General features: G+C 54.1%; 16 protein-coding genes. 13 read left to right on the top strand and 3 right to left on the bottom strand.

Features of this window, described 5'->3' with window-relative positions:
* Window positions 1-923: 923 nt before the first annotated feature.
* The 5 genes from PHU01S_RS16270 to PHU01S_RS16250 all read left to right on the top strand — a co-directional run bounded on the left by PHU01S_RS16270 (window position 924) and on the right by PHU01S_RS16250 (window position 5,818).
* Window positions 924-1,868: an alpha/beta hydrolase gene (locus PHU01S_RS16270; protein ID WP_049867594.1), complete on the top strand. Its 945-nt coding sequence runs from the start codon at window positions 924-926 to the stop codon at window positions 1,866-1,868.
* A 165-nt stretch (window positions 1,869-2,033) separates the two neighbouring features.
* Window positions 2,034-2,780 carry an SDR family NAD(P)-dependent oxidoreductase gene (locus tag PHU01S_RS16265; protein ID WP_127508536.1) on the top strand — a complete coding sequence of 249 codons (747 nt, stop codon included), beginning with the start codon at window positions 2,034-2,036 and terminating at the stop codon, window positions 2,778-2,780.
* Between the two features lie 140 nt (window positions 2,781-2,920).
* Window positions 2,921-3,427 (top strand): GNAT family N-acetyltransferase, encoded by a 507-nt coding sequence (locus tag PHU01S_RS16260; protein ID WP_127508533.1) that lies wholly within the window; start codon window positions 2,921-2,923, stop codon window positions 3,425-3,427.
* A gap of 123 nt (window positions 3,428-3,550) precedes the next feature.
* Complete coding sequence (locus PHU01S_RS16255) at window positions 3,551-4,585, top strand: glycoside hydrolase family 19 protein (RefSeq protein ID WP_127508530.1); 1,035 nt, start codon at window positions 3,551-3,553, stop codon at window positions 4,583-4,585.
* Between the two features lie 84 nt (window positions 4,586-4,669).
* Window positions 4,670-5,818: a glycoside hydrolase family 16 protein gene (locus tag PHU01S_RS16250; protein WP_021879345.1), complete on the top strand. Its 1,149-nt coding sequence runs from the start codon at window positions 4,670-4,672 to the stop codon at window positions 5,816-5,818.
* A 194-nt stretch (window positions 5,819-6,012) separates the two neighbouring features.
* On the opposite strand, the gene PHU01S_RS16245 is transcribed toward PHU01S_RS16250, so the two are convergent.
* Both PHU01S_RS16245 and PHU01S_RS16240 read right to left on the bottom strand, forming a co-directional pair.
* Window positions 6,013-6,843, bottom strand: coding sequence for an N-acetyltransferase (locus PHU01S_RS16245; protein ID WP_048746560.1), 831 nt, complete (start codon window positions 6,841-6,843; stop codon window positions 6,013-6,015).
* A 481-nt stretch (window positions 6,844-7,324) separates the two neighbouring features.
* The gene (locus PHU01S_RS16240; protein WP_021879347.1) at window positions 7,325-7,702 is read right to left on the bottom strand and encodes a MerR family transcriptional regulator; all 378 of its coding nucleotides are present in this window, start codon (window positions 7,700-7,702) and stop codon (window positions 7,325-7,327) included.
* A gap of 183 nt (window positions 7,703-7,885) precedes the next feature.
* Here PHU01S_RS16240 and PHU01S_RS16235 point away from each other — a divergent pair, with 183 nt between their 5' ends.
* The 3 genes from PHU01S_RS16235 to PHU01S_RS16225 all read left to right on the top strand — a co-directional run bounded on the left by PHU01S_RS16235 (window position 7,886) and on the right by PHU01S_RS16225 (window position 10,414).
* A complete protein-coding gene (locus tag PHU01S_RS16235) occupies window positions 7,886-8,734 on the top strand; it encodes an SDR family oxidoreductase (protein ID WP_021879348.1) in 849 nt (282 codons plus the stop codon).
* A gap of 286 nt (window positions 8,735-9,020) precedes the next feature.
* A complete protein-coding gene (locus PHU01S_RS16230) occupies window positions 9,021-9,989 on the top strand; it encodes an MBL fold metallo-hydrolase (RefSeq protein WP_127508527.1) in 969 nt (322 codons plus the stop codon).
* 233 nt (window positions 9,990-10,222) lie between these two features.
* On the top strand, window positions 10,223-10,414 hold the full coding sequence (locus PHU01S_RS16225; protein ID WP_021879350.1) for a hypothetical protein: 192 nt from the start codon (window positions 10,223-10,225) through the stop codon (window positions 10,412-10,414).
* A 230-nt stretch (window positions 10,415-10,644) separates the two neighbouring features.
* On the opposite strand, the gene PHU01S_RS16220 is transcribed toward PHU01S_RS16225, so the two are convergent.
* Entirely contained in the window at window positions 10,645-12,708 is a 2,064-nt protein-coding gene (locus PHU01S_RS16220) for a GxGYxYP domain-containing protein (RefSeq protein WP_127508524.1), read from the bottom strand.
* Window positions 12,709-13,054: 346 nt separating this feature from the next.
* On the opposite strand from PHU01S_RS16220, the gene PHU01S_RS16215 reads away from it, so the two are divergent.
* The 5 genes from PHU01S_RS16215 to PHU01S_RS16195 all read left to right on the top strand — a co-directional run bounded on the left by PHU01S_RS16215 (window position 13,055) and on the right by PHU01S_RS16195 (window position 21,453).
* Complete coding sequence (locus tag PHU01S_RS16215; protein WP_048746564.1) at window positions 13,055-14,224, top strand: GntR family transcriptional regulator; 1,170 nt, start codon at window positions 13,055-13,057, stop codon at window positions 14,222-14,224.
* 260 nt (window positions 14,225-14,484) lie between these two features.
* The gene (locus tag PHU01S_RS16210) at window positions 14,485-17,604 is read left to right on the top strand and encodes an alpha-mannosidase (protein WP_127508521.1); all 3,120 of its coding nucleotides are present in this window, start codon (window positions 14,485-14,487) and stop codon (window positions 17,602-17,604) included.
* 259 nt (window positions 17,605-17,863) lie between these two features.
* Window positions 17,864-18,781, top strand: coding sequence for an ABC transporter permease (locus PHU01S_RS16205; RefSeq protein WP_049867584.1), 918 nt, complete (start codon window positions 17,864-17,866; stop codon window positions 18,779-18,781).
* Window positions 18,782-18,801: 20 nt separating this feature from the next.
* A complete protein-coding gene (locus PHU01S_RS16200) occupies window positions 18,802-19,698 on the top strand; it encodes a carbohydrate ABC transporter permease (protein WP_021881432.1) in 897 nt (298 codons plus the stop codon).
* 93 nt (window positions 19,699-19,791) lie between these two features.
* Window positions 19,792-21,453 carry an extracellular solute-binding protein gene (locus PHU01S_RS16195; protein WP_127508518.1) on the top strand — a complete coding sequence of 554 codons (1,662 nt, stop codon included), beginning with the start codon at window positions 19,792-19,794 and terminating at the stop codon, window positions 21,451-21,453.
* Window positions 21,454-21,493 lie beyond the last annotated feature (40 nt).

Here is a 21,493-nt window from a genome sequence, read left to right as displayed (position 1 = left end):
CAAGAACGCCTGCGGTCAGGAGGGCATAGGTGGGGGAACGGAGCGGATGCCCTGGACCTGCTTAGCCTCGAGTGCCCAAAATTGAACAACATGTCGGAACAGGCCCATAATCCGTACAAACTGGCGAGAAGTGTGCACATCGTCAGCACGAAGCTCCTCCGGCAAACAGTCGCCAGTTCGTCCATTAAAGCAAAATAGCGGATGACCCTGTTAGTGCGTAGTGATTGTAGTTTAGTCAATGCCGCTTTTCTGAGGCAGCAAAGCGGGAGGAATCTACATGGAGCACAAGTTGATCGCTATTGATTAGAGTAACTCTAACATAATTTGCTATAAGAGCTTACATAGAATCAAATACAATCCTTTACCTATAAGGCCTGGATGCATGGAATTGACTTAGAGGTACTTTAACCCGGTAAGCTAATGTAGAAACAATAAGAAATTACTCGAAGGAGATAATTCCATGACAAAAACGGTATGAAGCTAATGTAGAAACAAAAAGAAATTACTCGAAGGAGCCCGTTTATTGACAAAAACGGATGTTCGACAGGAATAGGAAATCTTACAGCAAGGAAGTCTTCGGTACGATGAACGTCATTCAGGCGTTTACCTCTTATTTCCGCGGGCAGGCGGCTGAACCATCATGCAGATGAGAACCAGGTTGCCGGCCGGATTTAAGCTGCAGCCAACGATGAGTCTGTCCGGTTCCGTTTTCTTTCAAGTCCGGATGTGGAAAAAAACGGCCAGACTGAGTCGGACCACATCGGAAGAAACGTTACAGGACGACCCTGCGGGAACTGTTAGGGCAAAAAGCATGGAAATATAGTACATAAAAGGATGAATGGCGGAACTTTAAAACTTGAGAAGCAAAGATATTGAAAGAGGAGAAAAATAAAGCTGAAGTTAAGCAGAAGGATGAGTGGATGATGGAGAACAAACTAAACCCGGAAATTAAAGAAATGTTTTCTTATTTGCCAGAAGTCATTTATACCCGAGAGAACTTAAATGCCAAAAGGAACGAAATGAATGAGATGTTTGCTGGTATAGCTGCAACGTTGCCCGCTAATGATGCTGTTTTAACATCAGAGAAACATGTTCCTGGAGCAGAGGGAGATCCAGATGTTCGGATCAAAATTTACGAACCAAGAGTGAAGGAAGAAACGCTGCCCGGTGTTCTGTATCTTCATGGCGGCGGCTATATCCTTGGATCTGCTGATATGATGGACCCTACTTTGCAGCAACTGGTATCCGAACTCGATTGTGTCATCGTTTCAGTGGATTATCGGCTGGCTCCAGAACATCCTTATCCAGCTCCACTTGATGATTGCTATGCTGCACTCGAATGGTTCTCTAAAAATGCTGAAGAGCTGGGGGTTGATTCATCCAGAATCGCAGTAATCGGTCCCAGTGCCGGAGGTGGATTAACGGCTGCCGTCTCCCTTTTGGCAAGAGATCGCAAAGGGCCTGCAATAGCATTCCAAATGCCTCTCTACCCCATGATTGATGATCGGATGACTTCGAAGTCCTTCAATCAAATCACAGATCGAAGAGTATGGAATGATGAGAAAACCCAATTTGGGTGGGAAATGTATCTAGGGGATTTAGATGAAGGAACCCAATACGCTGCTCCTGCACGAGCAACGGATTTGTCAGGACTTCCACCCACATACACCTGTGTTGGTGACTTGGATCCATTTCGCGATGAAACAATCGATTATGTAACAAGGCTGACGCAGGCGGGGGTGCCGACAGAGTTTCATCTATACCCTGGAGGTTTTCACGGCTTTGAAGAATACTTTCCTACTGCTGAAATCAGCCGGAGAGTTGTAGACGGATATAAAACGGCTTTAAAGCGTGCCCTACACAAATGATCGTTGATTCACGCTCGCCAGTCTGCATTCATCACGTTGCAGTTTGTGCTTTCTGTCGGCCTCAGAATGTCCGACTTGGCTTTCTCTTGAGCTGCTGAAGCCATATTGCCATACGGCTCCCAAAACAACTTTAGGGAGTATAAAAGAAGAAGAGGGGTTTTAACCGTGGAAAAACTACAAGGAAAAGTAGCGATCGTGACAGGTGCATCAAAAGGGATTGGCGCAGGCATTGCAAAAGCCTTTGCGGGAGCTGGTGCAGCGGTAATCGTCAATTATGCGGGAAGCAAAGAAGGTGCGGATCTCGTTGTTTCCGAAATCATGAAAAACGGAGGACGGGCAGCCGCCATTCAGGCCAATGTTTCCAAGGAAGCCGATGTCAAACGGTTATTTGAAGAAACAAAGCGGTTATTTGGCCCAATCGATATCCTGGTGAATAATGCCAGCATCTTTCGGTTCGCGACTCTTGAGGCAATAACCGAGGATGAATTTCACAGTCACTTTAATACCAACGTTCTGGGGCCGATCCTGACCAGCAAAGAAGCCGTCCAGCATTTCGGAACAAAAGGCGGCAATATCATTAACATCAGCTCTACTGAGGGCATTAATCCTTCTGTGTCCGCGTTGCTCTATGCGGCGACAAAAAGCGCAACGGGCTCCATGACGCGAGTGATGGCAAAAGAACTCGGAGGACGAAATATCCGCGTGAACGCCATCGCTCCGGGGACAACGGAGACAGAAGGCACACAAGCGATCGGAGCTTGGTCCCAGATCCGAGAACATGCTGTTTCCATGACACCGCTTGGACGTGTAGGACAGCCCGAAGATATTGCAAGAGCAGCTGTATTCTTAGCGTCCGACGAAGCGGCTTGGATTACTGGCGATACCATTCTCGTTTCGGGCGGTCTGCTATAAGCCGACTCGACAGCCTTGAACTTTAAACAAAACGATCGTTGAGAAAATATAGCATCAGGCTGTCCCAGCATCGAAGCAGCAGCCACGGAAGAGAAAATAAAGTCCTTGAAGCCATCACGTTTAACACAAGGAGAAAATGAATGAACATTCGTTCCCTGTCGGAATCTGATGCTCATGCATACCAGCAATTGCGCTTAAACGGGCTGCAAAGCAGCCCGGAAGCTTACGTTTCTTCCTATGAACAGGAAGCCAAGTTTCCCTTGGAATTTTACAAAGAACTCCTCAAACCGACTCCCGATAAATTTGTCCTTGGAGCCTTTGTCAATAACACTCTGTTCGGAATGGTAACTTTCATGCGGGACACCGGCCTTAAGGACGCCCACAAAGGAAATATATACGGAATGTATGTAGCTCCTGAACTGCGCGGACATGGCATGGCAAAAGCCCTTATGCTGGAACTTATTCATAAGGCGAGGAAAATAGATGGTGTGGAGCAGCTGAAATTAGCCGTCGTTTCGGAAAATGAAGCGGCAAGAAACCTATACGAATCCTTAGGTTTCGAAGTCTACGGGGTCGAAAAAAACGCATTAAAGCATAATGGGGTCTACTCTGACGGGATATGGATGGCATTAAGGCTTGCACATTAAGAATACGTTCGTTTTCAGCAACCGCTTTATAAAGCGGACATCGTTACTACTGTTCTCTGCCACGCAGTTGTCTACATGCGAAAAAACGCGCATTTAGTTCAACTTATTATAGGAGGTCTTCATATGTCTTCAACGATTAAAGCAGCGGTTAACAATCATTTTGTGTCTGCGGATCAAGCAGGGGCGAGCCCGCTTATTGCCAACCGGACAGTTGCGCAGAATTGGGAGAAATTTAATGTCATCCATAATTCAGACAATACCGTATCGTTCTTATCGATTGCCAACAACAAATATGTAACAGCTGATCTGAATCAGGGGACTAAACTGATCGCAAGGGCGTCTACGATTCAAGCTTGGGAAAAATTCAGGAAAATCGATCGAGGCAACGGAAAAATAGCCCTTCAAGCTGTAGCCAACAATCTATACGTATCTGTGGACTTGAATCAGGGATCGGTTCTCTATGCGAACAGGAATTCAGCTTCCGGATGGGAAGAATTCATCGTTTCTGCTTCCAATACTGCCCCTGCATCCGCGCAATCGGGCAGTTTCATCGTTACTGAAGACCAATTCAACCAAATTTTCTCTAACCGCAATCGATTCTACACCTACTCTGGATTGTTGGCTGCTATCAGCGCTTACCCGGGTTTTACGACAACTGGCAGCATCACCATTCAGAAGCAGGAAGCTGCCGCATTCCTTGCCAACGTTTATCATGAAACGGGAGGATTATACCATGTCGTTGAGCAGAACACGGCGAATTATTCGCACTATTCTGCTGCCCACAATCAGTATCCCCCCGCGCCTGGAAAGCAATATTATGGTCGCGGTCCCCTGCAATTGAGCTGGAATTACAATTATGGGGCGGCAGGCCTAGCATTGGGGCTTCCACTCTTGAACAATCCAGATCTAGTTGCCCAGGACGCTTCGGTAGCTTGGAAAACGGCACTTTGGTTTTGGAACACTCAAACAGGCGCCGGAACGATGACGGGACATAATGCGATGGTTAACTCTAAAGGATTCGGTGAAACCATTAGAACGATTAATGGCGCATTGGAATGCAACGGTAGAAATCCGATGCAGGTTCAAAGCCGTACGGTTCAGTATAAACGGATTGCTTCGATTCTCGGTGTGACCCCCGGCGATAATCTTGGTTGCTGAAAGATGAATACTTAAAGAGCTGATTGATGCGGCCATCTTCCTATTTGGACTGCATGCTCTTGATTAAATTTCAGGAGGTTTTATATGTCTTCCACGATTAAAGCAGCGGTAAATAATCAATTTGTGTCTGCGGATCAAGCAGGGGCGAGTCCGCTTGTCGCCAACCGGGCAGTTGCGCAAAATTGGGAGAAATTTAATGTCATCCATAATTCGGACAATACCGTATCGTTCTTATCGATTGCCAACAACAAATATGTCACAGCTGATCTGAATCAGGGTACTAAACTGATTGCAAGGGCGTCTACGATTCAAGCTTGGGAAAAATTCAGGAAAATCGATCGAGGGAACGGAAAAACAGCCCTTCAAGCTGTAGCCAACAATCTATACGTATCTGTGGACTTGAATCAAGGATCGATTCTCTATGCGAACAGGACTTCTGCGTCCGGATGGGAAGAATTCATCGTTTCCGCTTCAGATTCTGCGCCTGCACCTGCGCCGGACAACTGGTCTCTTGTATGGAGCGATGAATTCGACGGGGCTGACGGCACGGCTCCTGATCCCAGCAAATGGGGCTATGATATCGGCGGGCACGGATGGGGGAACAAGGAAAAACAGTATTATACGAATAGTACGAAAAACGCCTATCAAGACGGTTCTGGTCACTTAGTAATTAAAGCGATTAAAGAAAACATAAACGGAATGTCCTATTCGTCCGCTCGATTGGTTTCGAAGAATAAAGGAGATTGGATGTACGGCAAATTTGTCGTTCGTGCCAAGCTTCCTTACGGGAAGGGGATATGGCCGGCTATTTGGATGCTTCCGACAAATTATGAGTATGGCGGATGGCCAGCGAGCGGCGAAATTGACATTATGGAGCAGCGAGGATCGGATCCGTTAAAGGTGATGGGAACCGTTCACTTTGGTAATCCATGGAAATATATCGGTTCGAACTACACCTTGCCGGATAATGGGTATCACGATTATTCCGTTGAGTGGGAACCCAACCAAATTCGGTGGTATGTAGACGGAAAGCTGTATCAAACACGAAACTCAAATGAATGGTTTAGTTCAGGAGGATCGAGTCCGGCTCCATTCAATAAGAAGTTTCACTTTTTATTGAATCTTGCCGTCGGTGGAGATTTTGATGGCGATCCCGATGGCTCCACGATATTCCCGCAAACAATGATGATTGATTTTGTTCGTGTGTACAGTAGGAACACAGTGACCAAGTGACATTCTCCAAACGTGTTCCAACATGAAACATCCTATAAAAACGGACCGGGTAAGGCGTTCGCCCTACCCGGTCCGTTTTCTCCTGCCAATGTTATTGTGCCAGTAGTTATATACTCAGCTTTCGCAGCATGAATTGGTTACAAGCATGATGGGAGCATGGGAGCACGCTATGATTCTGATGAGAGTAAATCGATCTATTTCAAGATAAAGTTCTGACGCACTAAAACACGTTTAAATCCAGCTCGATGAAAGTTGCGGTAAGACTTGTGAGCGTGCTCTTCCCCTTCAAGCGGTTGTCCAGTATCCCCGGTAAAACCGATAACTCCAGCAGCAATTCCATCCGTTATGCGCCGTTTGAATAGTGCATTCTGCGCCCCTCTGCCGCGATATTCCGGTAACGTCGAAGCTACCCCAAGATAGGCCCAGCTGTTGTCGATGAACATGGCTGCGGAAGCGACGGGTTTATTACCGTCATAGGCCGCGTAAGTTTTCCATTTTGGCCGTCCAGCCAACGCCGAAAAAAACGGGATGTTTGATTCGGGCACACCGAACCCCGCATGTACGGTAAAGCCGAAGTCTTCAGCGCAGGGTGCTCCAACGAGACGGATATCAAGCGTAGGTGGGATTGGATGGCTTTGCACAGGCGATGAATCTCGATAAAATACGGCCTTGCCGTTTCCAACACGTTCCAAGCCTCTTGTGTTCATCCACTCAAGAATCTTTTTAGAAAGGGCATGCGGCGGAATTTGCAAGGGAGAGGACGGAGCCGCATGTTCTTTCAACCATGCGAGTGCCAGTTCCAGCTCCGCTTCGCTTGCTGGCCCAATTCCTACGCCGAGAACGCGGTTGAAATCAGGATAGGGCAGCCCGCGATTAGCGAGGGCAATACTTGATCCCACACGCGTAAAGGAGACATTTGAACTTTTCACATAGCTTTCCGGTGCAGAAGCACACATATCCAACCAAGCCTCGCGTTCAACTTTCTCAATAAAAGGAATGACATTATTATCAATAATCGGCTTCAACAGAGAAATAGTCTCCTTATGTAAGGATTACTTTATACCTTCAAATTATAATTTATATTTGATTACTAGTTTAGCGCGGGGGAAATGAGATATGTACAAATTTAATGCTCAATTAATACTTCTTATCCTGGAATAGTCATACTGGAGGGCATAGTTTTTCATGGGATTGTGTTCATATTCCATTGCTTGGAGATAACAATGACCATGTGCACAGAAGTAGTCGAGCACTTCGGAGTGGATTTGCGAACGGGATACTCTCTCGGGGGGACGGGGGGCCAATTGCCTTGGATTGCCTCGACGAGCTTGGGCGATTTTTTTCTTTGGCAGCGCCGCTCTGGCTTCCATTTCCGAGTTGCGGAGCTAAGCCGTCGCCGTCTTGGATTCACTAACGTTCAAAAAGCGCATTCGGGTGGGGATATAGAATGATTAAGGATTGAGCTTACTGACACTACTATGCTTACCATTCAAGCTGCCCTTTCTATTATGGCAGCTTTTCAAATTTATTATCTTGGACATCAATTAACGCCAATTTATAATTGATCTTTTCCAGTGTTTTCACCAATAGGGCTAATTGATCTTCCACTTTGCTTCTCTGGTGCATCAGCATCTGTTTCCTTTGTGGCAATGTACTATCCCCGCGCTTGTAAAGCTCCACGTAAAGTTTTATTTCTGATAGTGGCAGCCCTGTTGAACGCAGTGCTTGCACCATCTCAATACAATCGATGTAGTGTTGGCTAAACATGCGGACCCCCTTCGCATCTCGGTCAGCAATTGGCAACACGCCTTCTTTCTCATAGAAACGAAGTGTATATGCAGTAATGCCCATTTTTTTTGAAATTTGCTTAATAGTCAGACTCATTAGAGTTCATTCACCGCCTGTATTGATTAGAGTAACTCTAATATAATTTACAATCAGAACTTACATAGCGTCAATTACAAACCCTTAACAATAAGGAGTAGACAGATGGAATTGACTTAGAGCCACTATAACCGAGTAAGCTAACATAGAAGCGATAAAAACTGAGTTGAAGGAGATAGCTCAATGACAAAAACCGTATTGATCACGGGGTGTTCGACCGGATTAGGCCATACTACAGCCAAGAAGTTTGCTAATGAGGGCTGGAACGTGGTTGCGACGATGCGCAAGCCGGACCAGAGCTTGGCAGAGGAAAATCCCGAACGGATTTTTGTAACGGCGCTCGATATTACTAATCCTGCCAGCATCGAGGCCGCGATTTCGGCAGGGATCGCCAGGTTTGGCAAGATTGACGCGGTTGTGAACAACGCTGGAGTCAGTGTCATCTCGGTGTTTGAAACAACACCTATGAATGCTATCCGCGGGGTTTTCGAGACCAATGTCTTCGGTACGATGAACGTCATTCAGGCGATTACGCCTTATTTCCGCGGGCAAGGCGGCGGAACCATTGTAAATATCACTTCGAACATAGGCTTTACCTCATTCCCGCTTTTTTCGGTCTATGCAGCGTCAAAGCATGCAGTCGAAGGACTGTCGGAATCGCTGGCCTACGAGCTTGAATCGCAAAATATCTCCCTCAAACTGGTGGAGCCAGGTTCCATGCTAACGACAAGCTTCGGGTCGAACACCATGTCCGCATCCCAAGATGCGTCCGTTCCAGAATCGTACAAGCCTTATTTCGATCACATGATGCAATGCATGATGACCTTTCCATTTGGTAATGCTGATGTGAACCAGGTGGCCGGCCAGATTTACGCTGCTGCCAACGATAAGTCTGACCGACTACGCTTTCTTGCAGGTCCGGATGCGGAAGAAACGGCCAGACTGAGATGGACCACGTCGGAAGAAACGTACATGACTACTTTGCGGGAACTGTTGGGGCAAACCGCATGGAAAAATAGTCAAGGAAAGTAACGTTTCAAATAACCCAAACCAGCTATTGTTCATGTAGAGCACGATAAAAGCCTCAGTGATGTACCATGTACATTTTCTGGGGCTTTGCCGATCTTTAAAGAAATACTCGGGTGTGTAAAAACGAAACCAGAATGTAAATGGGGATTTAGATAAAGGAACCCAATATGCTGCTCCACACGAGCCCGCTGCTGAAATCAGCCGGAGTTAGAGGGATATAACGGCTTGAAAGCGTGCCCTACACAAATGATGGGTTGTGAAGATGATGAATAAACCACAGAGAACAACCATGAAAAAATATGAAAATCAGATTCCGACCGATATGAGAATGGGTTTAGCGACAATATTTAGCTTACTGAGGGATGCTCTATTAACAAGAGGGAGACTAAAGCCTGCAACTAATCTTGCTGTAGAGACATTTACGTTAGCGGACATAATGACTGTTCCGAATGCTGCACGTGTAACATGGTTTGGCCATTCGGCTTTTCTACTTGAACTAGAGAATAAAAGACTTCTCTTTGATCCGATGCTAGGCACTCGAATTCCTTGGGTTGGCGAGAAACGATACAGCAGGAAGCTGCCTCTTCAGCCAGAGGATTTTCCCGCGATGGATGCGATTATCTTATCCCATGATCACTATGATCATTTGGACTATTCTTCAATCCGTAAACTAAAGGATAAAACCCATCGATTTATCGTGCCAAAAGGAGTAGGGCGGCATTTGATCAAATGGGGAGTCGCACCGGAAAAAATTTCTGAGCACCAGTGGTATGAAGAGCTCTTGATTGACGGTCTTACGTTGGCCTGTATGCCGGCGAGGCATTTCTCAGGAAGAGGGATGTTCAACCGTAATTCTACCCTGTGGTGCTCATGGGTCATCGTCGGGAGCGACACGAGGGTTTACTTCAGTGGAGATAGCGGCTATGGTCCTCACTTTAAGGAAATCGGTGAGATTTACGGACCGTTCGACTTGACAATGATGGAATGCGGGCAATATGACGAACGGTTTTTGATTCATATGAAGCCTGAAGAAACGGTGCGAGCTCATCTTGATCTTAGAGGAAAGCTCTTGATTCCCATTCATTGGGGAGCGTTCACGCTAGCCTTTCACTTATGGACTGATCCCATAGAACGGGTCACAAAAGCGGCGTCCGAACAAAAGGTCAACATCGCAACTCCAAAAATCGGCGAAACTGTTATCATAACGTCCAAGGAAATTCCAACGAGTGCTTGGTGGAGAAAAGAGATAATGGAATAAGTTTTCTCTGCCATCTATTTTTTGCTGAAGCACTCCAGGATCAACTTAGCCTCTTCAACGTACTGGTTAGTTTTTCCGCAAGAACCAAAACGGAGCCTCGCTGGATTGCGGGTTCCGTTTTCTATGTGTTTTTAATTAAAATAACGTCCAACTTCAACATGCCGTCCCTTCGGTCAAATGAAGTTGAACACATGACGAATACTCCGGTGTTCCAGCAATAGCGGGAGGTAGAAATGGGCGACATGGATCAAATCCGAATTGAACCGAAAGATGGAAAGTTTGCCGTAGTATTGAAACACGGCGGATTGATACAGGAAATGGAGCTGCGGCATCAATGGGAAGAAGCGAAGCAATTTGCTTTCTACCTGTCGGATCGTATCCGGTTGGACGTGTTTTGTAAGGGAAAGAAACTAAGCCGCAAGTAGTGAGGTGCTGTTCAACCGCAAACAGCATCCCCCCATTTGGCGGCATCGTTGCTTCTCCTTGCCTCTCATCCTATGTGTTCTTCTATATCGTGCAGGATGCAGATGCCTGGCTCCTACATCTGCTTATCGGCCCAAAAACACAAACAGGACGACGCCTAGGACAACGCATCGTCCTGTTGATGAGAGGGGCTTGAATCTCAGCAGGCGGCGTTGGCCGCCGGATCTGTACTTTAAGGCCGCAGACCGTTCGCCTCGCGGACGAGCGAGAAGTACTGATCGGCTCTGACGGCTTCAAATTCCGGCCCGAGAGAGCCGTTCAAGGCGACGACGTCCGTCGGGGTCAAGCTCCAGGCGAGCAGGCCGAGTGAGATGAAGAGAGGCGACTTGCCGTCCCACTTCGCCTTGGCTTCCGCCAGAATGCGCTGGCCGTCCTTGACCGTGCCGATGCCCTGGATCGTCGAGATCGGCAGCTTGTTTTTGGCCAGCTCGACGCCGAAGCGGTCTTCCCAGCTGAGGAACAGGCCGGGGGCGTGATACTCGTCGGCATAGGCTTTCGCCTTCGCGTCGCTGAGCGGAACGTTCTCGCTGTCGATGCGGTTGAGCACGTACGGAATCGTCATGCCGGTTTTTTTCAAGTAAGGATAGGTTGACTTCAAATAGGACGGGAAGGTGCTGTCCGGCCAGGCGTTCGCGTAGAAGTACCCCGCTCCCGAAGGTCCGGAGATGAGCTGGTCGCTGGGCGTCGCCGTCTTCAGGTAGTAGTCCAGAATGGCGGGAGCGCCGTCGTACAGCAGCGGGCTGGATGTCCAGTTGAGCGGCACCTTGCCGCGTGCGGGATCGTCCCACAGGACGCGCATCCGATGCTGGTTGTACTGGAAGTTGTCGCCTTCGCTGAACGTATAGGTGATATAGATCTTGTTCTGCAGCTTCGGAGCTTTGGCCGCCTTGAGCGGCGCCGCTACCGATCTGCCGCCCGAGAATACGGTCATGTTGCTGAACCAGTCGGCGGCAAGCACGTACACGCTGTGCCGGGAGGTAATCTCCACGGAGCTGAATTCGCCGACGGTATCGTTGCTGAACCAGCCGAGATAAGGGGTCCCCGGCTGCACATCCGACAGGATGCGCTCGAACAGCTCCCGCTGCGCCGGCACGTTGGAGTCGAGCCAGAACACCATCGCCCTGTTCGCGACGGCGTAGTCGCGCAGGTAGCCGTAAGGCTCCTTCTGCTCGGAGGAGGCCGGCTGCTCGCTGCCCGCGCTGACCTTGAACTGGTTCCACATCTCGACGGATGCGGTCAGCTGCCTGGTGCCTGCCGGAGGCGTGAAGCGGTAGACGAAATAACGTCCGTTGTCGGCGAAGCGGTGGCCGCCGCTGCCGGCCGAAACCTGGGAGCTCTGGGCGTCGTACAGGAACGGCTCCTCCGCGGGAGTGCCGGGAACGAAGCTTGCGATCGTCTGCCCGTCTGCCTTGACGGCAACCTCGTGAACGGCCGGTCCCCAGCCGTCCTCGGGGAAGGCGTCGTCGAAGCGGAGATAGACCGACTGCTGGCCGAGGTAAGGCGACAGGTCGAGATCGTACACCTTGCGGTTGCCTGCGTCCCGCTCCTGCGACGTCTCCTGCGCGACCGTCTTGTACGAGGCTGGGATGCCGGTGGACGGCAGGCGGATGGATGTATCGGGACTGAGGCCGACGAGCATCCGATGGGTCGTCTGGCTCCATAGATGCTCGTACTGCCAGGTGTAGGCATCGAGCCGGTCCTTGAAGCGGCCCTGCAGATCGTCGAGCACCTTGAAGGAATAAGGAGAAGCCGTCAGCTTTTTCGCCAGCTCGGGGCTTGCGGCGACCGCATCCTTGATTCCCGCCAGGGTAGTCGCCACGTTGATGGAATCGGGTACTTGAGGGTCATAAACGATGATGCCCTTGACCTCGCTCTTGAACTTGTCCAGCAGCGACCATTCGCTGTCGCGGACTTTGTAGGGGACGTCGAGATCGTTCAGCCAGGCGAACTTGCCTTCTTCCTTGCTCTCGAGCAAATAAATGCGCGGCTCGCTGCGGTTGACGAGGCCTTGGAGCGTGGCCAAAAGCAGCTTCACATCGCCGGGGGCGTCATAGATATCCGCCACTTCAAGCTGCTTGGCCTTGGCGAAGCGGGGGAGCTGCTGCTGCTGGGGCCAGGAAATGGAGCCGGACGGGGAGCGATTCTCCTTCTGGGCATCCGGCTCGGCGGAGACGGCGAAGGAGAAGGACAATGTGCAGGCCAATGCAAGACTGGCTGCCGCAAGCTTGCGAATCATCACGAAACACCTCTTTTGTTCGGAATAGGTTGCTTTCCAAGCCTTGTTCGGGAGAACGGTCCCTGCGCTCCCGAGGCTCACCTCCTTGATCCGGGAGTGGCGAATTAATCAGGTTTGAATGCGCTTGCATTTATATTAAATATATTATACATATATAATTCAAGCACTTCGACAAAGAATGCAGGGAAAACACGCCGAAAGGCGGAGGTTTAGTTCTGGCGAAGCAGGGAGCTTCAAAAGGGATTTGCGGCTCTGTGCCCAGGGAGGAGGAATGGGAAACGGTTGCGCAACGATAAGCAAGAATATATTATATATACAAATCTCGGACCGAAACTGGTGATGGAAAATGAGCTCGACAGATCGAACTCCGCTGTATCAGAAAATTCAGGATTACATCCGTGATCTTATCGATTCGAACGAACTGAAGGAAGGCGACCGGATCCCGACGGAAAAAGAGCTGATGGACCGGTTCAACGTAAGCAAGATCACGGTCGTCAACGCCTTGTCCGGCCTGGCTGCCGAGAAGCTGATCTCCCGTGTGCCCGGACGCGGCACCTTCGTGAGCGGCCGGCAGCCTGAAGAGGCCGCCCCGGATTTCCCGCTGCAGCAGCCGGGCGCGGCATTATCGGCTCCGGAGCGGGGAGCGGGGAGACGGCGGAGCGGCCTGATCGGCCTCGTCATGCCTTCCATCGACGATTATTTCGCCATCCGGCTAATCGACGGCGTGCGCATGGCGCTTGAGGACAAGGGTTATCGAAGCGTGATCCTGCTCTCCGGAGGCCAGGTGGACAAGGAGAAGGAAGCAATCAAGACGCTGAAGGAGATCGGGGCCGAGGGGCTGCTGATCTTTCCCGTGGACGAGGAGCAGTACAATGAAGAAATTCTCGCGATGAAGTTCTCCGGATTTCCGTTCGTTCTGATCGACCGCTATCTGCCGGGGGTGGAGACGAATTACATCGCATCCGACGGAAGGATGGGCACGAGTCTGGCGGTGGACCATCTATGGGAGCTCGGGCATCGCGAGATCGCGATCTGCTCCGACTCGCCGATGCAGACCGTTACGGTTCAGGAGCGTCTCGAAGGGTACATGAACGAGCTGAAAAATAAAGGGGCGCTCATCAATCCCGCCCACATGATTACCGGCTTCCGGGTGGAAAGCCTCAAGAAAGCGGAGACTCATCCGCTGTTCCGGTATATCCGCAACCGGATGGCGACCGCTTATATCACGCTGAACGGGCGGCTCGCGGTGCAGATCTACCAGATGGCCCTGCAGGCCGGACTGCGCGTGCCGGAGGATCTGTCGATCGTCAGCTTCGACGATCCGACCTCGATCGTGGAGGAATTCAGCATGTTCACGCATATCCGGCAGTTCGAATTCGATATGGGCAGCCGGGCGGCCGAAAAGCTGCTGGAGGTCATACGTAAAGGCGGAGCCGGAGGCGGCTACACGAAAACGCTGCTGGAGCCCGAGCTTGTCGTCCGCCAGACGACATCGGGTCCGCCGCTTCAAGGATGACGACGCTTTGCGGTGGATCGTTCCGGCATATGCCGCGCGCTCCCGCAGAAGGCTTCCAGCAGACGGCTTCTCGCCTTCAAGGCGGCGGAGCCGTTTTTGGATGGCGCTGCTTATTCGATTCCGGTTCCTTCAGGGGACCGTTTTTTTATTCCTTTTTTTTCTAAAAAACATATTGAACATATACAATAGATATATTATAGTTGGATTGAGCTTGGGAAAAGAAATAGAGGCTGAGCCTGCATAAAGGAGACGGTTAAAGCATGCCATACGAAGTCATCCGGCCTGAACAATTGAGAGGCGTGCTGGGACGCCTGCAGGCGAATATATACGAGCCGGTCGCCGAGCTTGCCGTATCGGCCTGGGTAACGCCCGAGCCGGTGCCCTACGGGGAGCGCCGGTCGGGACGGCCGATCCAGCTTCAGGCTGGAGACCGCTGGGGAGAGCTGTGGGACTGCGCCTGGTTCCATTTCTCCGGTTCCGTGCCGGAACGGGCGAAGGACGAAAAGGTCGTGCTGCTCATCGACGTGAACGGCGAGCTTTGCCTGGTGGACGAGGACGGGTCGCCGGTCCAGGGGCTGACCAACATCAATTCCGAGTTCGACTTTTCGCTCGGCTTGCCCGGCAAGCGGGTCGTGCATGTAAGCGAGCGCTCGAGCGGAGACGAAGCCATCGACCTGTGGGGCGATGCGGGCTGCAACGACCTGTTCGGCCGCTACCGCAGCGGCACGCTCAAGGAAGCGGTCGTCGCGATCTGCCGGGAGGAGCTGCGGCAGCTGTACTACGATTTCGAGGTGCTGCTGGAGACGGCGGAGCGCCTGCCTGCCGGCTCCGCCCGCAAGGAGCGGATCTTCCGCACCTTGCATGACGCCTCGCATCGGCTCGTGGGCTTGACGGAAGAGGAGATCGCGCAGGCGCGGAGCCTGCTCGGCGAGCAGCTCGCCAAGCGCGGCGGCGATCCCGTCCTGACGATCAGCGCCGTCGGCCATGCGCATATCGATCTGGCGTGGCTCTGGCCGATCCGGGAGACGATCCGCAAGGGCGCCAGGACGTTCTCGACGGCGCTGTCCATGATGGAGCGCTATCCGGATTATGTGTTCGGAGCGAGCCAGCCCCAGCTGTACGAATGGATGAAGATCCATTATCCGAAGCTGTACGGACGGATCAAGGAACGCGTCGCGGAAGGCCGCTGGGAGCCGCAGGGCGCGATGTGGGTCGAGTCGGACACGAACGTTCCGGGCGGCGAATCGCTCGTGCGCCAGCTGCTCTACGGCAAGCGGTATTTCCAGCAGGAGTTCGGCCAGGAGATGAAGTCGCTCTGGATGCCGGATGTATTCGGCTACACGGCCAGCCTGCCGCAGCTGCTGAAGAAGGCCGGCGTCGATTACATGATGACGCAGAAGCTGAGCTGGAGCGTGTACAACCGCCATCCGCACCACACGTTCATGTGGGAGGGAATCGACGGATCGCAGGTGCTGACGCATATGCCTCCGGAGGATACGTACAACAGTCCGGCGGCGCCGCGCTCGATCGTGAAGGCGGAGCAGGAGTATTTGGACAAAGGCATATCCGACCGCGCGCTCATGCTGTTCGGCATCGGCGACGGCGGCGGCGGACCTGGGGAAGAGCATCTGGAGCGGCTCGCCCGGGAGCGCGATCTGCTCGGTCTCAGCCCGGTGGAGCAGGAGCCGTCCTCGCGCTTCTTCGAGCGGCTCGCGAAGGGCTCGGAGCGCTACGAGACGTGGCGCGGAGAGCTGTACCTGGAGAAGCATCAGGGAACGCTGACGAGCCAGGGCCGGAGCAAGCGCTACAACCGCAAGCTGGAGAAGGCGCTGCGCGAGCTGGAATTCGCCGCCGTGCTCGCCGGGATGGCGGACGGCAGTCCGTATCCGGCCCGGGAGCTGGAGGAGATCTGGAAGGAAGTGCTTCTCTATCAATTCCACGATATTCTGCCGGGCTCCTCGATCAAGCGGGTCTACGACGAATCGTTGGACCGGTACGCCGTGCTTCTGGACAAAACGGAACGGATGACAGAGGCGGCTTACGCCAGCGCGGCAGGCGGCGCATCCGGCACGGCCGTCTTCAACTCGCTCCCCTGGGAGCGGGAGGAATGGCTCCGGCTGGACGGCCGCTGGCAGCTCGTGCGCGTGCCTGCGATGGGCTTCGTTTCGGTGGAAGGAGCGGCTTCCGGGGCGAAGGATGCCGCCGAATTCCCTGATCTGCGGGCTTCGGCCGAGAGCCGGGTCATCGAGAACGGGCTGCTGGCGCTGGCCTTTGATGCGGAGGGCGGCATAACGTCCATCCTCGACAAGGAAGCCGGCCGCGAGCTCGTGCAGCCGGGACGGGGCGCCAACGCGCTGCGCGTCTACTCCGATGACGGGGACGCCTGGGACTTCCGCCAGGATTACCGGGCAGCCGGAGGGACGGCGCTGCGGCTCGAGGAGATCGAGGCGTTCGCGGACGGGCCGAAGGCCGGCCTCATCATGCGGTACGCGTTCGGCGGCTCGATCCTTGTCCAGCGGGTGGTGCTGACGGAAGGCAGCCGCCGGATCGACTTCGAGACGAAGGTCGACTGGAAGGAAGCGGGCAAGATGCTCCGCACGTCGTTCCCGCTCGGCATCCGCTGTGATTCCGTCAGCTGCGACATCCAGTTCGGCTACCTGAAGCGGCCGACGCATCGCAACACGATGTGGGATTACGCCAAGGACGAGATCTGCGCCCATCACTACGCGGATCTGTCCGAGCCCGATTACGGCGTGGCGCTGCTCAACGACTGCAAGTACGGCCACCGCGCCGAGGGCGGCGAGCTGGATCTCAACCTGCTGCGCAGCCCGTCCTATCCCGATCCGGAAGCCGACAGGGCCGAGCATGAGTTCACCTACTCCCTGTATCCGCATGCCGGCGACCATGTCCAGGCCGGCATCTACCGGCGCGGCTACGAGCTGAACGTGCCTCTGCGGACCGTGGCCGCGGCATCGCCGTCCGTCCGGTCCTCCGGGGACGGTGCCGAGCCGACGGCGGTTCAGGCGGCGGTGTCCGCCTGCGCGGCTGCAGCCGAGACAGCCGCAGCGGCCGATATGCTGTCGGCGGGAGCATCATCCGGCTGGGAGGAGGGACGCTCGTTCCTGCTGCCGGACCATCCGCATGTGATGGTGGAGGCGGTGAAGCGCGCCGAAGATGACGGAGACCTCGTCATCCGGCTGTACGAGACGGCCGGCACGAGACTGAAGACGACGGTGCGGGCGGGCTTCGCTCTCTCGGAAGCATGGCTGGCCGATCTGATGGAGCAGAAGCAGCGCCCGCTGGAAATATCCGGCGGAGCGGTCGAGCTGGCCTTCGACCCGTTCGAGGTCAAGACGCTCAAGCTGTCTCTCCAGCCGTAGCCGTCCGGTCGAGCCGATCGGCTGACCGCCAATAGGCTGCCGTTCTGAGAAGCCGAGGGATTGCTTTTGCGAACCGATGGTCTTCTTATTACCGTTCAGCGAAGCCGCGGCATTGCCCTTGCGGACCGATGGTCCGCTCGCCGCTTGGTGAGCCGCGGCTTCGCTCGACCCGATTCACCCGGAGAAGCGGCGCCTGCCGAACGACCGCAGGCGCCGTCATATCCGGCCGCTTCCCCATCCGACAAGGAGGTTGAATCCCATGATGGCTAACCCGCTCCTGAAGCGGATCTGGCGGCACAAGCTGTTCTACCTGTTCATGCTGCCCGGCATCGTCTGGTTTTTCCTGTTCTCCTACGTGCCTCTCTACGGCATTCAAGTCGCCTTCCGCGATTTCCGGTTTTCCGGCGGCTTTACCGGCAGCCCGTGGGCCGGCCTGAAATACTTCCATCAATTTTTCGATTATTACCAGTCCAGCCAGCTCATCCGCAACACGCTGCTCATCAGCGGCCTCAAGCTGCTCATCGGGTTCGCGATGCCGATCCTGCTGGCGATCCTGCTCAACGAGGTTCGGAGCCTTAAATTCAAGAAAACTTTGCAAACGCTTTCTTATTTGCCTTACTTCGTCTCCTGGGTCGTCGTCGTGACGCTCATGCAGCGCCTGCTCACCCCTTACGGCGGTCCGGTCAACGACCTGCTCCTCTCCTCCGGGGCCTTGAAGGACCCCATCCAGTTCCTCAACAACACCACCTGGTTCTACCAGATCATCGTCGGCTCCGACGTATGGAAGAACATCGGCTGGAACTCCATCATCTACATGGCCGCCATCGCCGGCATCGACCAGCAGCTGTACGAGGCGGCGAAAATCGACGGCGCGGGCCGGTTCCGCCAGATCTGGCATGTCACGCTGCCGGGAGTCCGCAACATCGCGGTCATCCTGTTCATCCTCGCCACCGGCAGCCTCATGAGCGCGGGCTACGAGCAGCTGCTGCTGCTGAACGGGCCGGCGACCGCCGCCATCGGCAGCGTGCTCGACGTGCATGTCATCAGCGCCGGCATCGGCGAAGGACGGCTCAGCTATGCGGCCGCGGTCGGCCTGTTCCAGAGCTTCATCGCGCTCGTGCTGATCCTGACCGTCAACCGGCTCGCCCGCAAGGTCAGCGACGTATCCCTTTTCTAATCCGAAAGGAGGTTCCGTTCATGGGAAGGCGCCAATTCTCCCTCTTCAGCGTGTTCAATTACACCGTCCTGACGCTGTTCGGGCTGTCGATGATCTATCCGTTCATCTATATCCTCGTCTACTCGCTGAACGACGGCAAAGATTCCATGCTGGGGGCGCTCTACTTCTACCCCCGCCAGTTCACGCTCGACAACTACGTGCAGATCTTCGACAACGCCAAAATCTGGCAGGCGTACAAGATCACGCTGCTGCGGACGCTGCTCGGCACGTTCCTGCATGTGACGCTGTGCACGCTGATGGCCTACGCGCTGTCCAAGAAGACGCTGCCCGGCCGGACGTTCTTCACCTTCTACATTTTCCTGCCGACGATCTTCAGCGCAGGCTTCATTCCCTACTTCATCACGCTCCAGAAGCTCCATCTCATCAACAGCTTCTGGGTCTATGTCATTCCGATGCTGTTCAGCTTCTTCCACATCGTCATCATCCGCACGTTCCTGCAAGGAATTCCGGAGGAGCTGGAGGAGTCGGCCCGCATCGACGGCTACGGCGATTTCCAGATCTTCCTGAGGATCATTCTCCCTCTGTCGGGGCCGGTGCTGGCGACGATCTCGCTCTTCATCGGAGTCTCCCATTGGAACGACTGGTTCAGCGGGGCTTACTACGTCTCCGACAAGAGCCTCATTCCTGTCCAGACGCTGCTTCAGCAGATGCTCACCGAAGCGGAAGCGCTGTCGTCCTCCATGCAGCGGGCGGCCCAGCAGGGCGGCCAGACGATGAACGTCAACGTGGCGGGAGCGACGCCGGAATCGCTGCGGATGGCGCTGCTGGTCATCACCGTGTTTCCGATTCTGTGCATCTATCCGTTTCTGCAGAAATACTTCGTCAAGGGCGTCATGATGGGCTCGGTCAAAGGCTAGGGTAAACGTCCCGCAGCCGGTGAACCGGGCTCAAGCCGGGCGGCTGGGAAGGGACTTTATCATATACCACTTACGAATATCGGAGGGGTTACCATGAGGAACAAGCGGAGCAAGGCTGCGGCGGCGCTGCTCGCGGCGGCGATGATGGGCGGCACGCTCATCGGCTGCAGCAACGGCGGCGGCAACGATGCGGCAGCGGGAAATGGCGGCGGGGACGGCGGCTCGGGCAAGGAAGTGACGTTGAAGATTTTGCACAACTGGAACGGATCCGGCACCGGGGACGTCGATCCGACGCCCGTCGCCAAGGCGATCGAGGAGAAGACCGGCGTCAAGGTGAAGATGGATTACACCAAGGGCAGCGAGGTCGAAAAGGTGAACCAGATCTTCGCGACGCAGGATCTGCCGGACATCTACACGGGACCGGCCTGGGGCGGGGAGCTGGACGGCATCATCAAGGCGGCCAAGGAGGATCAGCTCGTCGACATCTCCGGCAAGCTGGACAAATACCCGAACCTCGCCAAGGCGATCGCCAAGGAAAACGTGCCGCCGGCCCTGTACGACAAGGCGATCGGAGCGTTCGGAGACAAGAAGTACATGATGTACCAGAACCAGCCTTCGACGGACAAGGACGCCATGGACTGGTTGTACGGCTTCTACGTTCGCAAGGACATCGCGGAGAAGGTCGGCATCGACCCGCAGTCGGTCAAGACGAAGGACGACATGTACAATTTCCTCAAAAAAATCAAGGACGCGGGACTGAAGGAGAGCGGCATGCCGGTGTTCCCGCTTGGCGGCTTCTCCAACGGCTGGGCCGTCGGCATCGGCAATACGATGTTCTACGGCTCCGACTACGTGGACAAGGGCGACGGCACGCTTGAGCATGTCTTCTTCACCAAGCCGTACGAGGAGTACACGCTTTACTACCGCAAGCTGATCTCCGAAGGGCTGCTCGATCCGGAGACGTTCACCCAGACCGACCCGATCGCGCAGGAGAAGATCAAGCAGGGCCGCATCGCCGTCCTGGCCGCGCATCTGCCGGCGATCATCGATGCTTCCAAGAATTATGTGAAAGCGCATCCGGGAAGCGACTACGTGCCGGTAGGCCCGCTGGAGCGCGCCGGCGCCGAGCCGGACCGGCCGGTCGATCTCGGCATCCAGGGCAACAACGTGACCGTCATCACGAAGGCATGCAAAAACGTCGACGCCGCGCTGAAGCTGCTCGATTTCCTCGCGTCGGACGAAGGCTTCAAGCTGGTCCGCTACGGCGTTGAGGGCGTCCATTACGATATGGTGGACGGCAAGCCCGTCGCCAAGCAGGAGTTCTTCGACAAATTCGCGAGCGATACGACGGGCAAGGCCAAGAAGAACGAAGGCTTCAGCATCGGCTATGAGGATATGACCGGCCAGGACCGCTTGAATTCTCTTGGAGGCGACATCTGGGCGGATCAGGACCGGATCGCCAAGATGGACAACGCGCGCAAGATTTTGCGCCCGAACGGCATCTCGGTCATCTCGGCCTACAACCCCGGCGATGTCATGGCCAAGTCGCCGCAGTGGGAGGCGCTCAAGCCGTCCATGGATAAGATCGGGGACGTATGGAAGGAAGCGATCTTCGCCAAGTCCGACGATGCGGCGCTCAAGGTCATCGGCGCGCTGCGTGACCAGATGAACAAGACCGGTTATCCGGATGCAATCAAGTACGTGAACGACAACCTGAAGGGCAAGGAAGTCGTCAAGCTGGCGATGCCGAACTGACCCTGAGTCCGCAAGGCGCGGGGAAGCCGGAGACGTACGG

It is taken from the genome of Paenibacillus humicus NBRC 102415, from assembly GCF_004000905.1.
Lineage (GTDB): Bacteria > Bacillota > Bacilli > Paenibacillales > Paenibacillaceae > Paenibacillus_O > Paenibacillus_O humicus.
The sequence above is the reverse complement of the archived record's forward strand: the minus strand, read 5'-3'. Positions and strand labels throughout refer to the sequence as shown.

Excerpts from the sequence above, each read along its gene's own strand:
- PHU01S_RS16270 (WP_049867594.1), top strand. The coding sequence starts at position 924 with ATGGAGAACAAACTAAACCCGGAAATTAAAGAAATGTTTTCTTATTTG.
- PHU01S_RS16260 (WP_127508533.1), top strand. The coding sequence starts at position 2,921 with ATGAACATTCGTTCCCTGTCGGAATCTGATGCTCATGCATACCAGCAA.
- PHU01S_RS16255 (WP_127508530.1), top strand. The coding sequence starts at position 3,551 with ATGTCTTCAACGATTAAAGCAGCGGTTAACAATCATTTTGTGTCTGCG.
- PHU01S_RS16250 (WP_021879345.1), top strand. The coding sequence starts at position 4,670 with ATGTCTTCCACGATTAAAGCAGCGGTAAATAATCAATTTGTGTCTGCG.
- PHU01S_RS16240 (WP_021879347.1), bottom strand. The coding sequence starts at position 7,702 with ATGAGTCTGACTATTAAGCAAATTTCAAAAAAAATGGGCATTACTGCA.
- PHU01S_RS16235 (WP_021879348.1), top strand. The coding sequence starts at position 7,886 with ATGACAAAAACCGTATTGATCACGGGGTGTTCGACCGGATTAGGCCAT.
- PHU01S_RS16230 (WP_127508527.1), top strand. The coding sequence starts at position 9,021 with ATGAAAAAATATGAAAATCAGATTCCGACCGATATGAGAATGGGTTTA.
- PHU01S_RS16225 (WP_021879350.1), top strand. The coding sequence starts at position 10,223 with ATGGGCGACATGGATCAAATCCGAATTGAACCGAAAGATGGAAAGTTT.
- PHU01S_RS16220 (WP_127508524.1), bottom strand. The coding sequence starts at position 12,708 with ATGATTCGCAAGCTTGCGGCAGCCAGTCTTGCATTGGCCTGCACATTG.
- PHU01S_RS16215 (WP_048746564.1), top strand. The coding sequence starts at position 13,055 with ATGAGCTCGACAGATCGAACTCCGCTGTATCAGAAAATTCAGGATTAC.
- PHU01S_RS16210 (WP_127508521.1), top strand. The coding sequence starts at position 14,485 with ATGCCATACGAAGTCATCCGGCCTGAACAATTGAGAGGCGTGCTGGGA.
- PHU01S_RS16205 (WP_049867584.1), top strand. The coding sequence starts at position 17,864 with ATGATGGCTAACCCGCTCCTGAAGCGGATCTGGCGGCACAAGCTGTTC.
- PHU01S_RS16200 (WP_021881432.1), top strand. The coding sequence starts at position 18,802 with ATGGGAAGGCGCCAATTCTCCCTCTTCAGCGTGTTCAATTACACCGTC.
- PHU01S_RS16195 (WP_127508518.1), top strand. The coding sequence starts at position 19,792 with ATGAGGAACAAGCGGAGCAAGGCTGCGGCGGCGCTGCTCGCGGCGGCG.